This is a genomic window from Pseudonocardia nigra, assembly GCF_019396355.1.
GTDB lineage: Bacteria > Actinomycetota > Actinomycetes > Mycobacteriales > Pseudonocardiaceae > Pseudonocardia > Pseudonocardia nigra.
Genome location: NZ_JAHKRK010000219.1, coordinates 1 through 13716 on the forward strand (window position 1 = coordinate 1; position 13716 = coordinate 13716).

Sequence of the window (13716 nt, forward strand, 5' to 3'; positions counted from 1 at the left end):
GGCGACGGCGTCGAGCGCGCCCGCCGCGCGCTCGACGAGGGCTCGCTGCCCACGGTCGACCCGGCGGGCCTGCGGGTCGGGGCCCCGATCGCGCGCCCCGGCGCCGTCGTCTGCATCGGCCAGAACTACGCCGCGCACGCCGCCGAGTCCGGGGCCGCCCCGCCCGAGGTGCCGATCATCTTCTTCAAGCACCCCAACACCGTCGTCGGCGCCTCCGACGACGTGCTGATCCCGCCGGGCAGCGAGCGCACCGACTGGGAGGTCGAGCTCGCGGTCGTGATCGGCAAGCGGGCCCGCTACCTCGCCTCGCCCGCCGACGCCCTCGCCCACGTCGCCGGCTACGCCGTGTCCAACGACGTGTCCGAGCGCACCTACCAGCTGGACCACTCCGGCGGGCAGTGGTCGAAGGGCAAGTGCTGCGAGACGTTCAACCCGCTCGGCCCCGAGCTGGTCACCGCCGACGAGGTGCCCGACCCGCAGGCGCTGCGGCTGCGCTCCTGGGTCAACGAGGAGCCGCGCCAGGACTCGAACACCGCCGACATGATCTTCGGCGTCGCCGAGATCGTCTACCACCTGTCGCAGTACCTGGTCCTCGACCCGGGCGACATCATCAACACCGGTACGCCCGAGGGTGTGGCCCTCTCCGGTCGCTTCCCCTTCCTGAAGGCGGGCGACCGCATGGCCCTCGAGATCGAGGGACTCGGCCGCCAGGAGCAGCTCCTGGCCGCGGCCGACAAGTAGGTCCCGCGCACGGCACACATCGCTCGTCGTCCGCACACGCCCCGACGCGGTCCGGCGGTGTGTGCGGGCGCCGGGAGGTATGTGCCGTGCCGATGCGAGAACACCGGTCGGGCGATCTGGCCGTGATCGCGGTCTCGCGGTGATCACAGGCGCAGGGCGACGTGCTGGTCCCCCTTCGCGACCATTTGCCCGTGATCGCGTCGGCGTTCAACGAGGCTGGGCGGTCGGGGTGCTGAGGGCGCCACTGGCGGAGATACGGGTGGAGGGCGGCAAGTTCATCGCCGGCCGCGACCGTGTGCCCGTGATCGCGCCGGCCGGGGGCACCCGCGGCCGCGGCGGTCGACGCGGTCGTCGGCGATGTCGTGAGGACGTGGTTTTCGCGGTGTGGGGTGCGGTAACGGGGATGTCGCGGGGACAGTGCGCGGGTGATCGCCGCGAGGTGACCGTTTCGGCGGTCGGGGCTGCGAGAAGTGCGCTCTCGTGGTGATCACGGGCTGAGGGCGGTGAGTCCATCACCGGTCGCGACCGTCTGCCCGTGATCGCGCTGCGGTGGGGCGTCTGCTCGGCGGTCGCGGCGCGGGATCGGCCCCTCCACGACGATCACGGGCGGAGGGCGGCGATTGCCTCGTCGGCCGCGTCCTTCTGCCCGTGATCGCGCCGAACCGTCGGGCTCCGTCCGGCCGCACACGAGCGATGGACTCCGCACGCACGTCCGGCGCGCCGGCTCGGCGCCGGTTCGGCGCCGGTTCAGCGCTGCCCGTACCGGCGGCGGAACTTCTCCACCTGTCCCGCCGAGTCGAGCACCCGTTGTGCGCCCGTCCAGAACGGGTGCGAGTACGCGGTGATGTCGACGCGGATGAGTGGGTAGGTGCCCCCGTCCTCCCAGGTGATCGTCTCGGCCGACGTGGCCGTCGAGCGGGTGAGGAACGCCTCGCCCGTGGCGCGGTCCTGGTAGACGACGGGTCCGTAGCTGGGGTGGATGTCCGGGCGCATGGCGTCCTCCTCGGGGTGTGTTGCGGCTTGCCGACACCGTAATCGACAAGGATTGTCATTGTGTTCGCTGGGCGCCCACCCGTCCGGGTGCCTCCGATCCTGATTGCTCACCGTTGGTGAAAACGACTATCGGTTTCGCCGCGCTTGTTGCCTCCCCGTCGCGCCGCCGTGCGCTCGGCGCCGCCGTGGCGCTCGCCGCGCTGACCCTCGCCGCTTGCTCCGCCGATCCCGCGCCTGCCCCGGTCTCCGACACGGCCGTTGCCCCGATCGACCGAACCGTCGCCCCGCTGGAACCGGCCACCACCGTCAGCGACCCGGCGGGACAGCGGATCAGCCTGCCCGCCCCGCCCAGGCGGATCGTGTGCCTCAGCGGGCTGTGCGACGACCTCGTCGTCGAGCTCGGCATGGTCCCGGCCGGCACGAGCACCCCGGCCCTGCTCGCCAACCCCGCGCTCCTGGGCGACCGCGCGGCCGAGGTCCCCGTGGTCGCGGGCACGTTCGGCAGCGAGGACGTCGAGTCGATCGCGGCGCTGCAGCCCGACCTGGTCATCGGGCTCACCGGCGTGCACTAGTCGCTGCGCGCCGCGATCGAGGGGTTCGCGCCGCTGTGGCTCGCCGAGCCGGGCAGCTGGGAGGAGTCGATCGGCTACCTGCGGGCGCTGGCGCAGCTCACCGGCCGCGTCGACGAGGCCATGGCGGCGGAGGAGCGGTTCCGCGCCACCCTCGCCAACGCCGTCGCCCGGTCCCGGGAGACCGGGCGGGCCGAGCGCACGGTCGTGCTGATGTACGGCAGCGCGGAGTCCATCGGCGTCGACACCAGCGACTCGCTCAAGGGCGACCTGCTCGCCCAGCTCTTCCGCTACCCGTTCCCGGCCAAGGGGTCCGACGCGGCCACCGCGAGCACGTTCAGCGTCGAGGAGCTGCTCGCGCAGCAGCCCGACGTCGCGCTCGTCTATTCGCTGCTGTTCTCCGCCGACGACCGCACCCTCAGCGCCCAGCTCGCCGACCACCCCGTGTGGCAGCTCGTGCCCGCGGTCCAGCAGGGCCAGGTGCACGAGGTCGACGCCCGGCTGTGGGGCAGCGGCCGCGGCACCCGCAGTCTCACCGCGATCGTCGAGCAGGCCATGGCGCTGGTGCCCGCCCCGTGACCGACGTGTGGCGCCGCCGCCCCGTCCCGGCCGCAGCACTCGGCCTGCTCGTGACCGGGGCGGCGCTCGCGCTCGCCGCGCTCGTCCTGGGCCGGCCCGTGATCGCCGTGACGCAGCTGCCCGACGCGCTGGCCGGCAGCGGGCTCGAGCACGTGGTGCTCACCGAGCTGCGCGCGCCGCGGCTCGTGCTCGGCGCCGTGGCCGGGGCCGTGCTCGGGCTCACCGGCCTGCTGCTGCAGGAGTCGCTGCGCAACCCGCTCGCCGTCCCCGAGCTGCTCGGGGTGTCCAGCGGGGCCGCGGCCGCGGTGGCGGTGACCGTCGCGTTCGGGATCGCGGTGCCCTTCGCCCCGCTGCTGCCCGCCGCGGTCGGCGCCGTCGTCGGCGTGGCGCTCACCGTGCTCGCGGTGCGCGGCGCCGTCGGGCCGGCCGCCGTGCTGCTCATCGGCGCGGGGGTGAGCGCCGCGCTGCGGGCCGTGCTGCTCGCCGCGCTGGCCGTCGCCGACGCCCGCGACCAGGGCGTTCTCGTGCGCTACCTGCTCGGCTCGCTCACCGGCACCACCTGGGGGACCGTCGGCGCGGCACTGCCCGGGCTGCTCGTCGCGGTGCCGCTCGCGGTGCTCGCACTGCCCGCGGTCGCGCTGCTGCGGCTCGGGTCGGACACCGCGTCCGCGCTGGGGCTGCGGGCCGGCGCGGCCCGCACCGGGGTGCTCGGCGTGGCCTGCCTGCTGACGGCCACCGTGGTCGGCCCGTGCGGGTCGATCGCCTGGGTCGGGTTCCTCGCCCCGCAGCTCGCGGCGCGGACCTGGCCGGGCGCCGGGCTCGCCGCGCGGGCCGCGGGGTGTGCGGCGTTCGGGGCGCTGGTCGTCGTGGCGGCCGACCTGCTGGCACGCACGGTGCTGTACCCGGTCGAGCTGCCGGTCGGCGGGTTGACGGCGGCGGTCGCCGTGCTCCTCGGCGGGGCGCTGCTGGTCGCGTCCCGGAGGCGCCGGGCGGGCGACCGATGAGCGAGCGCCGGGCGAGCGGAGCATCGGCACTGCGGCTGCGCGAAGCGCCGGGCGAGCGTCAGAGGTTCGGTGTGATGAGCGCACCCACCGACGTGCGCCGCGCGCCCGCCCCCGCGCCGGGCCGGGGCCGCTCGGTCCACCTGCTCGGGCTGCTCGCCGCCGTGGCCGTCGCCGCGATCGCGCAGCTGCTCGTCGGCACCGCGCTGACCCCCGGCGCCGCCCTCGCCGCACTGGCCGGCGCCGCCGACCCGACGACGACCGCGATCGTCCTCGACGTCCGCGCCCCGCGTGCTCGTCGGACTCGCCGCCGGCGCCTGCCTCGGTCTCGCCGGGTTGGCGCTGCAGGCCGTGCTCCGCAACGACCTCGCCGCGCCCGAGGTCACCGGCGTCGGGTCGGGCGCCGTGCTCGGCGCCGTGGCCGCGACGCTGGCCGGTGTCGCCGCGTCCCCGCTCGGCACGATCGCCGTGGCGATGGTGGGAGGCTGCATCGGCGGCGGGCTGCTCTGGGTGCTCGCCGCCCGCGCCGCGGCGACCGACCCGCTCCGGCTCACCGTGCTCGGCGTCCTGGTCTCGGCGGTGCCCGCGGGCGGCACGCTCGTCCTGCTCACCGCGCGCCCGCAGCTGGCGGGTGCGATGACGCGCTGGCTCATCGGGTCGCTGAACGGCCGCAGCTGGGAGCACTGGGCCGTGCTGTGGCCGTTCCTGCTCGCGTGTGTGCTCGCCGGGGTGCTGCTGGCGCCCGTGCTCGGCCTCCTCGTGGACGACGATCACGCCCGAACGCTCGGCGTCGCCGTGCCGGCCTGGCGGACGGCCGCGCTGCTGCTCGCCGTCGTGGCCGCGGCGGCGGCGGTGGCCTCGGTCGGCGCGCTCGCGTTCGTCGGGCTGATCGCCCCGCACGCGGCCCGGGCCGTCGTCGGGGCCGAGCACCGGGTCCTCGTGCCGGCGGTGGCGCTGACCGGCGCCGCGACCGTGGCCGTCGCCGACACCGTCGCCCAGGCCCTCACCGCCGCCGCGCCGACCGGCGCGGACCGGCAGATCGGCGTGCCCACGGGGGCGGTCACGGCCGTCGCCGGGGCGCTCGTGCTCATCGGGTGGTCCGCCGCCGCTCGCGGGCCCAGATCGGAGACTCATGACCCCCGCACTCCAGGCACACGGCGTGCGCGTCCGGTTCGGAAACCGCATCGTGCTCGACGACGTGGGCCTCGAGGTCACCCGCGGCGAGTGGCTCGCCCTCGTCGGCGGCAACGGCTGCGGGAAGACCACGCTCCTGCGTGTCCTGGGGGGCTTGCACCAACCGGACGCGGGCGATGTCCGGATCGGCGAGGACCGGCTCGATGCGCTCCCGCGCCGCGCCGTGGCCCGCCGGGTCGCGATGCTCCCGCAGGCGCTGCCCGCCGTCGGCACGCTGACCGTCGCCCAGCTCGTGGCCCACGCCCGCTACGCCGCGCGCGGTCCACTGGGCATGCTCGGCGGCGGGACGGACGCGGTGGTGGCGGACGCGCTCGCGGCCACCGGCGTCGCGCAGTGGGCGGACGCCCCCGTGGACCGGCTGTCCGGCGGCGAGCGGCAGCGGGTCCGGCTCGCGCTGGCGCTGGCCCAGGACGCCCCGCTGCTGCAGCTCGACGAGCCCACCACGTTCCTCGACGTGCGTCACCAGCTCGAGGTGCTCGACCTCGTCCGGCGGCTGCAGGCCGAACGGGGCCTCACCGTGGTGGCGGTGCTGCACGACCTGGCCCACGCCGGCCGCTGCTCGGACCGGGTCGTCGCGCTGCGCGACGGGCGGATCCACGCCGACGGCGCACCGTCCGACGTCGTCGACTAAGCCCTGCTCCGCGACGTGTTCGGCGTGCAGGGACGGGTGCGCGTCGACGCGGGCACCGGGCGGATCGACTGCAGCTACGACGATGTGGCCGTCGATGTCGCCGTCTAGCCCGGTGTGGCGGGACCCCACGTTTCGCCTGCTGTGCTGGGCGGCACGGCCTCGGTCGCGGGCAGTCAGGTGACCCTCGTGGTGCTGCCCGTGCTGATGTTCCAGCTGACCGGCTCGGCCGCCTTGACGGGCCTGCTGCTCGCCGTCGAGGCCACGCCGTACCTGCTGTTCGGGCTGCTCGCGGGCGCCGTCGCCGACCGGGTGGACCGGCGCCTGCTCATGATCGGCTGCGACCTGTCCGCGGCCGTGGCGATGGCGAGCGTCCCCGCCGCTGCGGCGTTCGGGGCGCTCGCCGTGCCGCACGTGTTCGCCGCGGCCGTGGTCGTTGCCGTCGCGTTCGTCTGGCGCGACGGGGCGTACTTCGGCGCGCTGCCGGCGATCGTGGGCCGCGACCGCCTCGTGGCCGCCACCGGGATCCTCGCCTCGACCGCGGGCGTGCTGCAGGTGCTCGGGCCCGCCGTCGGCGGCGTGCTCGTGGCCACCGTCGGCGCACCTGCCGCATTGTGGCTGGACGCGGCCGGCTACCTCGTGTCGGCGGCGACCCTGTTGCTGATCCGCGCGCCGTTCGCGACCGGGCCGGCGGGGGAGCGGCGCCGGATCCTGGCCGACATCGCCGAGGGCCTGCGGTTCGTCCGGCGCCACCCGCTGATCCGGCCGCTCAGCCTGATGGGCTTCGGGCACAGCCTCACCGGGGGCGCCCTGATCGGCCTGCTCGTCGTGTACGGGGTGGAGCGGCTCGACCTCGGGACCGCCGACCCCCGGTTGGGCTGGCTGTACTCGGCCGGCGCGATCGGGGCGCTGTGCGCCGCGGCGCTGCTGCGCGGCTGGTGCGGTCGGTCGGCCAGCCGCGGCTGGACCTGCTGGTCCGGACCGCGAACACCGTCCTGCTCGGCGGAGTCGTGCTCGCGGCGAGCCTGCCCGTCGCGCTCGTGGCCGTCTTCCTCTGGGTGGGGCACCTACCAGCTGGCGATCACGAGCTCCATCACGCTGCGCCAGCAGCTCACACCGGACCGGCTGCAGGGCCGCGTCAACGTCACCGCCCGCATGATCGCCTGGGGCGGGCAGCCGGTCGGAGCGGCGCTCGGCGGCGCGCTCGCCGAGGCGTGGGGCCTGCGGACCGCACTGCTGGTGGCGGGGATCGGGGCCGCCGGTGCAGCGGTCTACGGGTGGCTCTCGCCGTTGCGCAGGCCTGATGCGACGGCGCCGGGCGTCGGCGTCGCACCGCGAGGGTGATGGCAGGATATTGCTGAGAGGGGGCATTGCTGCCACTGGTGCGGGCGTGCGCCGACGCGCAACCTGGTCCCCATGAACGTGCTCTGGATCTTCGCCCACCCCGAGCGGCACTCCCTGAGCGGCGCCCTGCGCGACGAAGGACATCGGGTGCTCGAGGGGCTCGGGCACGAGGTGCGCACCTCGGACCTTTACGGGATGGGCTGGAACCCCGTCGTGGACGGCGACGACTTCGCCCACGACCCCGGGCAGCGGCTGATCGTCGGCGCGGCGTCGCAGGAGGCGCACGCCCGCGGCACGTTGAGCGAGGACATCCGCGCCGAGCACGAGAAGCTGCGGTGGGCCGACGCCGTGGTCCTGCAGTTCCCGCTGTGGTGGTACGGGATGCCGGCGATCCTCAAGGGCTGGTTCGACCGGGTGTTCGTGAAGGGATTCGCCTACGGGGTCGTCGACGGCGGCCGGACGCTGCGGTACGGCGACGGCGTTCTGCGAGGCAAGCGGGCAATGGCGGTCGTGACCGCGGGCGCGCCCGCGCCGACGATCGGCCCGCGGGGCGTCAACGGCGACATCGACGAGCTGCTCTTCCCGCTGCAGCACGGCGCGCTGTTCTACACGGGGATGGCCGTGCTCCCGCCGTTCGTGGTGCCCGGCGCGGACCGCGTCTCGCCCGCCGACTACGCGTGCGCCGCCGCCGGGCTGGGGGAGCGGCTGCGCACCCTCGGGACCGCCGAGCCGATCCCGTTCCGGCACCAGAACGGCGGAGACTACGACGACCGGCTCGTGCTGCGGCCGGAGCTCGCCCCGGACCGGACGGGCGTGCGGGTGCACTACGCGGAGTCGTGATCTACGCCGCGAGTCCACGTTCTCGCCGGCAACGACAAAAGGGGCCCTGACCGTTGCGGTCAGGGGCCCTTCGGGAGTGTGCCGGTAGCCGGCGGGCGCGTTCCTCCTGGTCGCCGTGCTGGTCCGTGTCGCCCTGTGCGGACCGGTGCCGGGTGTGGTGGTGGCTTTCTGGTGCCTCCGGCCCGGCACTTTGCCCTTGCGCGCTGGGACTCGTGCGTCATCCCGTCGACCTGCCGCCCGGCGAGGGCGAGCAGCGGCCGGAGGGCCTTGGCGTCGATCCCGCTCGGGCGCTCGTTTCAGTGCCAGGATGACCGTGATGGAGTCTTACGTTGAGCGTCCGCCGTTGCCGGGATTGGCGGGGGTGGTGCGGACGGTCTGGATCCAGCGCACCGGTGAGGCGGCGTACGTGCAACGGCACCTGCCCACGGGCGGGGTTGAGATCCACTTTCCGATCGGTGGCCATCCCCAGCTGGTTGGTCCGCTGACCGGTCCGGAGATCGAGGTCATTCCGGCGCACACCACCATCGTGGGTGTGCGGTTCCAGCCAGGGACCCCACCGCTCCTTCCGACGGTGCTTGACGACCTGGTGGACCAGCGCCTGGGCCTGGCGGAGCTCGGGGGAGGTTCGGTGGACCGCCTGGTGGAGGTGATGGCCCGGGCCGGGACGCCCGAGCGGGCGCTCATGGTCTTGCAGACCCACCTCCTGCTGGAGTTTCGAAGTGCGGTCCGCGTCGATCCGCTGGTGGTCGAGGCCGTGAAGGCGCTGATGCCCTGGCACCCGGTCGACATCGACTCCTTGGCCACCCATCTGGCACTCTCCGCGAGCCAACTGCGCCGTCGCTGCCTGCACGCAGTGGGGGTGAGTTCCAAGGTCCTCCAGCGGACGTTGCGGTTTCAGGGATTTCTCGCGCTGGCTCAGGCCGGCGCCATGGCCACGGGCCGGCGTGGTGCGGACGGCATGGCGGGACTGGCGGTTGACGTGGGGTACGCCGACCAGGCACACCTCAGCCGAGAATGCCTCCGCCTGACCGGCCTTACCCCGCGCCAACTCCTCGGCGGCGACATCGACCGGTGCGCCTGTGGCCATGAGCACTCCGCGTCCTACAAGCCCTTCCTTGCCACCCGGAGCAGGCCGCCACTCCGGGTCTGATCCTGCTCGATTTGTTCAAGACCCGTCGTCACGCCGCTCATAGTTTCGAACTCGTGCCCGACCTGGCCGAGTTCCGCACCGCACTCGACGGCGAGTTGTTCAGCCTTGACTCGTCGGGCTACGACGCGATCCGCCGCCCGGTCAACGCCGCCTACCGCGACGTGCGACCCTGGCTCGTGGTCCTGTGCCGCTCGGTTTCGGACGTCGTCGGCACCATGAAATATGCGGCAGCCGCTGGAGACCGCATCGTCCCTCGTGGCGGGGGGCACTGCTTCGCGGGTCGATCGTCGACGGACGGGATCGTGCTCGACATGTCTGGCCTCGACCGGGTCAGCGTGTCCGACGACGGGGTCGCGACGGTCGGCGCGGGTGCCCGCCTGGGCCCGGTGTATGCCGAGCTGCACGCGTACGGGCGGACCATTCCGGCCGGGTGCGGGGCCACGGTGGGCATCGCGGGGCTCACGCTTGGCGGCGGGATCGGTCTGCTCGGACGCAAGCACGGGCTGACCTGCGATCGCCTCGTCGGCGCACAGGTCGTGCTCCCGGACGGCAGCGTCGTGGAGTGCGACCACGACCACGAACCGGACTTGTTCTGGGGTCTGCGCGGCGCGGGCGGCGGCCAGTTCGGTGTGGTCACCTCGCTGCGGTTCGACACCGTCCCTGAGCCGATGACCACCCGCATCGAGGCGCACTGGTCGGACATCGCTCTCGAGGAACTGGTCTCGGCCTGGCAAGCCTGGGCACCGGACGCCCCGGACGAACTCACCGTCGACCTCAACCTTGTGTCCGAGCCCGGCGCACCTGTCCAGGCCACCCTCTTCGGCGCCGCTACCCTCGAGGAGGAATCGACCCGGGAGCTGCTGCAGGAGTTCATCGATCGGGCGGGCGTGGCCCCCACGATCGAGGTGCGCACCGGCCTGCCCTACCACCACCTGAAGAGCACCTTCGCCGACCCGCGGGATCTACCCGAACGCGCCCTGCGGATCAGGTCGGAGTTCTTCTCCCACCCGATGGCGCAGTGCACCCTCGCCTCGCTCCTGACCCAGCTCGGCGCCCCAAGGACCACGGGCCGACGGCAGATCATGTTCACCGCCATGGGCGGGGCCTACAACAGGATCGCCGAGGACGCCACCGCGTTCGCCCATCGCAACGAACGCTTCCTGCTCGGGCACATCGCCGAGGCGGCCGATCCTTGGGTCGACGGATCATGGGCGACTGCCCACGCCGACGGGTCGGGACGTGTCTACCCCAACTTCCCCGATCCCGCGCTCGACGACTGGACCGTGGCGTACCACGCGGGCAACTACTCCCGGCTGGCAGCGGTCAAGAACGCCTACGACCCGCACCGATTCTTCGACTTCCCCCAGGCGGTCTGATCAACAGCGAAGGAGAGACATGAGCAAGGTCTTCAGCGCCCACGCCGTCGCGGTCGACGGCTATATCAGTGGTCGCACTCCCGACGGCGGCGAGGAGTTCGGCCGCGGTCTCGGTGACGCGCCCATGCTCTTCGACTGGTATATGGACGGGGACACACCGAGCCAGGTGTTCGACGGGTTCAAGCTGAGTGAGCCGAGCGCCCGGTTCTTCGACGCCATCGCGGCACGAGTGGGGGCGACTGTCGCGGGGCGCACCACTTACGAGCACTCCGGCCATTGGGGGGCGGTGGCCCGCACCCGACGGCGCGACTGTTCGTCCTCAGCCACCGGCCCGCGCCCGAGATCAGCGAGACGCAGACGCTCGTCACCACCGGCATCGAGGACGCGGTCGCCGCAGCCAGCGCGGCCGCCGGCGACAAGGACGTCTGCCTGATGGGTGGCGGTCTGGTCACCGAGGGGCTCAAGGCGGGGCTCGTCGACGAGGTGATCCTCCACCAGGTGCCCGTCCTGCTGGGCGCCGGTCGCAGCTTCTTCCAGGAGCTCCCGGAGCACGTGCACCTCCGTCTGCTGGAGGCCGTCCCGGCACCCGGTGTGACCCACCTCCACTACGAGGTGGTCCCGTGATCCTCGTCACCGGCGGGCTGGGCATGATCGGCGCCCACACCGCCCGCGCGCTCGTCGACCTCGGACACGAGGTCGTCGTCACCGCACATCGTCGCACCGAGGTCCCGTCGTTCCTCGCCGGTCGGGTCACCGTGGAACCCCTCGACGTCACCGACCGGGACGCCTTCCTCGCCCTCGCCGGTCACCACGACATCAGCGACATCGTCCACCTCGCCGGCACCATCCCCGACGAGGACCCGGTCCGCTTCTTCCGCACGGACACCACCGGCCTGCTCAACGCGCTGGACGCCGCCCGCACCTGGGGTGTCCGCAGGTTCGCCGTCGCCAGCAGCATCGGCGTGTACGTCGGTCGGACCGAGATCCGCTGGCACGAGGACCTCGCGCTGCCCGCCGCGGACCTGCCGCACCTGATCGTCGCCTTCAAGAAGGCCGTCGAGCCACTCACCACGCACAGCCTCGCACGCAGCGGCGTCCAGCCGGTGTGCTTGAGGATCGGGACCATCTGGGGACCGCTCGTCGACCCGGATTCACCGTTCTTCCCCATCCCCTCCTACATCAACGCCGTGCTCCGCGGTGAGGAGCCGCGGCCGCTGCACGCCGACGACGGCGGTGACTGCTGCTACGCACCCGACGCCGGCCGCGCGATCGCCCTCCTGATGACCGCGGAGACCCTGCGGCACGACACCTACAACGTCTCCAGCGGCCGGCCGTTCACCAACCGCGAGTTCGCGGACGCCCTACAGGCGATCACTCCCGGCCTGCTGCTCGACCTCCTGCCCGGACGACAGCACGGCCCCGGCGACAACCCCTACCTCGACACCACCCGGCTCACCCACGACACCGGCTTCGCGCCGACCTTCGACGTCGCCACGGCGGTCGCCGACTACGTCGCGTGGCGCGCCGACAACCCGCGCTGAAGGAGCACACACATGCTTGACCCCGACGTGCGCCGCGTACTCGGCGGCACCTCGATCGCTCACCTCGCCACCGTCCTCCCGGACGGCTCGCCCCATACCGTTCCCCTCTGGATCGGCGTCCACGGCGACCGAATCGTCTTCCTCACCGGTCCGGGCTCGCGCAAAGCACGCAACCTGCGCCGCGACCCTCGGATAGCCCTGTCCATCGCGCCCGTCGACAACCCGTTCACGCCAGTTGTCGTCCGTGGGCGGGTCGTCGAATGGCTCGAGGGCGATGCGGCGTGGGAGATCATCGACCAGCTGTCCACGAAGTACACCGGTGCGCCCTACCCCCGAGGACAAGAGCGCGTCGTGGCCATGATCGAGCCCGAGCGACAGACCGTCGGCGTCGGCTGAGCTGGTCACGTAGCGACCGTATCCGTCCGACGCGTGTCCCATCGGCAGTGCCGGTCCCGCCGAACATCGTGCAGCGGGTGATGGGTCACGAGCGCTCGTCGCCGACGCTGGATCTCTACACGCGACGGACCGACAACAGCGACCGCATCCTGCACGCGCTGAACGACCCCGACGAGGAGCTGCGGGAGGACGATCCGGACGAGGGCCCTGGAGCCGTTTCCGCTCCGGCGTGAGGTTGCTGCTCCGGGAATGCCGAGTGCTGCGGGCGCTCGACGACGCTGAACAGGACGACGAACGGATGGACGAGTGATCTCACGCCGCCCAGGCACATGCCGACATCGATCAGACGAGGCAGAACTCGTTGCCCTCGGGGTCTGCCATCAACGCGGCGACGTGGTCTGCTGGCTCGTCTTCGGTCCAGCGGATAAGGGCACCACCACCATCGAGAACCTCGTCCACGGCGGTCTGAATCGCCGCGCGCCTGCGCTGGCGAGGTTCGGTGCGCCCCCCGGTGACCCGCAGGTCGAGGTGCAGCCGATTCTTGATCAGCTTCGGCTCCGGGACGGGCTGGAACCACAGGGCGACACCTCGGCCGTCGGGCGGCACAAGTCGGTCGGTCCCGTCGCCTTCGATTTCCTCGGCTGGGACGCCCACACTGAGATACCAGCTACGCCAGGTCTCGTGCGGTGCGGGGGGCGAGGGTACGTCGTAGCCAAGAAGCGGCTGCCAGAACGTCACCATGCTGGAGGGCTCACGGCAGTCGACGACGAGTTGGAAGAAGTCAGCCATGCGCCGCACAGTAGGAGCTCTCACCGACACCGTGGTGCCGTTTTGGTGCCTTTCAGCTCCCGGAGGCGGGGGAGAGGTTGCCCAGCACACGACGAAGGCCCCTGACTCTGCTGGTCAGGGGCCTTCGTCGTGGGTGGTGGGCGATACTGGGATTGAACCAGTGACCTCTTCCGTGTCAATTGAGCGGACGGTGTCTCGCCGGTCCGACTGCTCATCGCATGTCCCACTGACCAGCGTATTCATTCTTGATCTTCTCGTGGCGTCTCACGTGGCGCACCTCGTCTGGCAAGCCGCGTTTACCGTCACGTTTACAGGTCGCCAGGCTCCGTGTGCGGCCGACGACGTTCCGGACGCCACGTCGGCCGGGATTGTTGCTGTGGTCGCGACGTGGCGATTCCGTTGCTCCGGCTGACCGTGAACCCGGTGTGGGTGTTCAACACCGTGGGGGGTAAGCATTCAGCCCGATCTGGAGCGTGACCTCGTATCGGGGTCGGTGTGATCTTGGCGGCAGGGGCGTGTCGGTCACGGGTGATCGGCTGGTCTGCGGTGTGATCTTCCGGTGTCCGAGCTGGAGG

General features: G+C 72.6%; 14 protein-coding genes and 2 pseudogenes. 14 read left to right on the forward strand and 2 right to left on the reverse strand.

Going from position 1 to position 13716, the window contains the following annotated elements; translation table 11 throughout:
• The coding region (locus KME75_RS34185; RefSeq protein ID WP_219419080.1) for a fumarylacetoacetate hydrolase family protein at positions 1 to 741 on the forward strand (741 nt) is incomplete at its 5' end.
• Between the two features lie 747 nt (positions 742 to 1488).
• On the opposite strand, the gene KME75_RS34190 is transcribed toward KME75_RS34185, so the two are convergent.
• Positions 1489 to 1734 carry a type B 50S ribosomal protein L31 gene (locus KME75_RS34190; protein WP_219419081.1) on the reverse strand — a complete coding sequence of 82 codons (246 nt, stop codon included), beginning with the start codon at positions 1732 to 1734 and terminating at the stop codon, positions 1489 to 1491.
• 185 nt (positions 1735 to 1919) lie between these two features.
• Here KME75_RS34190 and KME75_RS44140 point away from each other — a divergent pair, with 185 nt between their 5' ends.
• From KME75_RS44140 to KME75_RS34250, 13 genes and pseudogenes are all read left to right on the forward strand, one after another.
• Entirely contained in the window at positions 1920 to 2306 is a 387-nt protein-coding gene (locus KME75_RS44140; RefSeq protein ID WP_246633388.1) for an ABC transporter substrate-binding protein, read from the forward strand.
• A gap of 33 nt (positions 2307 to 2339) precedes the next feature.
• Positions 2340 to 2882 (forward strand): ABC transporter substrate-binding protein, encoded by a 543-nt coding sequence (locus KME75_RS44145; protein ID WP_281424808.1) that lies wholly within the window; start codon positions 2340 to 2342, stop codon positions 2880 to 2882.
• A complete protein-coding gene (locus tag KME75_RS34200; RefSeq protein ID WP_308283336.1) occupies positions 2879 to 3886 on the forward strand; it encodes an iron chelate uptake ABC transporter family permease subunit in 1008 nt (335 codons plus the stop codon). The genes KME75_RS44145 and KME75_RS34200 overlap by 4 nt, the downstream gene beginning before the upstream one ends.
• A 288-nt stretch (positions 3887 to 4174) precedes the next feature.
• Positions 4175 to 4915: pseudogene (locus tag KME75_RS34205) on the forward strand (FecCD family ABC transporter permease); the annotation flags it as partial.
• A gap of 100 nt (positions 4916 to 5015) precedes the next feature.
• Positions 5016 to 5708 (forward strand): ABC transporter ATP-binding protein, encoded by a 693-nt coding sequence (locus KME75_RS34210; RefSeq protein ID WP_246633389.1) that lies wholly within the window; start codon positions 5016 to 5018, stop codon positions 5706 to 5708.
• A 141-nt stretch (positions 5709 to 5849) separates the two neighbouring features.
• The gene (locus KME75_RS34215; RefSeq protein ID WP_308283337.1) at positions 5850 to 7049 is read left to right on the forward strand and encodes an MFS transporter; all 1200 of its coding nucleotides are present in this window, start codon (positions 5850 to 5852) and stop codon (positions 7047 to 7049) included.
• Positions 7050 to 7121: 72 nt separating this feature from the next.
• Positions 7122 to 7889: an NAD(P)H-dependent oxidoreductase gene (locus KME75_RS34220; protein ID WP_219419083.1), complete on the forward strand. Its 768-nt coding sequence runs from the start codon at positions 7122 to 7124 to the stop codon at positions 7887 to 7889.
• Between the two features lie 307 nt (positions 7890 to 8196).
• The gene (locus KME75_RS34225) at positions 8197 to 9039 is read left to right on the forward strand and encodes a helix-turn-helix domain-containing protein (protein WP_246633390.1); all 843 of its coding nucleotides are present in this window, start codon (positions 8197 to 8199) and stop codon (positions 9037 to 9039) included.
• Positions 9040 to 9092: 53 nt separating this feature from the next.
• Positions 9093 to 10415, forward strand: a complete 1323-nt coding sequence (locus KME75_RS34230; RefSeq protein ID WP_308283338.1) for an FAD-binding oxidoreductase — start codon at positions 9093 to 9095, stop codon at positions 10413 to 10415.
• 19 nt (positions 10416 to 10434) lie between these two features.
• Positions 10435 to 11039: pseudogene (locus KME75_RS34235) on the forward strand (dihydrofolate reductase family protein).
• The gene (locus tag KME75_RS34240; RefSeq protein WP_219419084.1) at positions 11036 to 11956 is read left to right on the forward strand and encodes an NAD-dependent epimerase/dehydratase family protein; all 921 of its coding nucleotides are present in this window, start codon (positions 11036 to 11038) and stop codon (positions 11954 to 11956) included. Before KME75_RS34235 ends, KME75_RS34240 begins: the two are co-directional and overlap by 4 nt.
• Before the next feature lie 12 nt (positions 11957 to 11968).
• Positions 11969 to 12352, forward strand: a complete 384-nt coding sequence (locus tag KME75_RS34245; protein WP_219419085.1) for a PPOX class F420-dependent oxidoreductase — start codon at positions 11969 to 11971, stop codon at positions 12350 to 12352.
• 77 nt (positions 12353 to 12429) lie between these two features.
• Complete coding sequence (locus tag KME75_RS34250) at positions 12430 to 12585, forward strand: hypothetical protein (protein WP_219419086.1); 156 nt, start codon at positions 12430 to 12432, stop codon at positions 12583 to 12585.
• Positions 12586 to 12694: 109 nt separating this feature from the next.
• Here the strand turns inward: KME75_RS34250 and KME75_RS34255 are convergent, their stop codons facing one another.
• On the reverse strand, positions 12695 to 13141 hold the full coding sequence (locus KME75_RS34255) for a VOC family protein (protein ID WP_219419087.1): 447 nt from the start codon (positions 13139 to 13141) through the stop codon (positions 12695 to 12697).
• Positions 13142 to 13716 lie beyond the last annotated feature (575 nt).

What these genes read in the sequence shown, in the direction of transcription:
- KME75_RS34190 (WP_219419081.1), bottom strand. Translation starts at nt 1,734, where the DNA reads ATGCGCCCGGACATCCACCCCAGCTACGGACCCGTCGTCTACCAGGAC.
- KME75_RS34210 (WP_246633389.1), top strand. Translation starts at nt 5,016, where the DNA reads ATGACCCCCGCACTCCAGGCACACGGCGTGCGCGTCCGGTTCGGAAAC.
- KME75_RS34220 (WP_219419083.1), top strand. Translation starts at nt 7,122, where the DNA reads ATGAACGTGCTCTGGATCTTCGCCCACCCCGAGCGGCACTCCCTGAGC.
- KME75_RS34225 (WP_246633390.1), top strand. Translation starts at nt 8,197, where the DNA reads ATGACCGTGATGGAGTCTTACGTTGAGCGTCCGCCGTTGCCGGGATTG.
- KME75_RS34245 (WP_219419085.1), top strand. Translation starts at nt 11,969, where the DNA reads ATGCTTGACCCCGACGTGCGCCGCGTACTCGGCGGCACCTCGATCGCT.
- KME75_RS34255 (WP_219419087.1), bottom strand. Translation starts at nt 13,141, where the DNA reads ATGGCTGACTTCTTCCAACTCGTCGTCGACTGCCGTGAGCCCTCCAGC.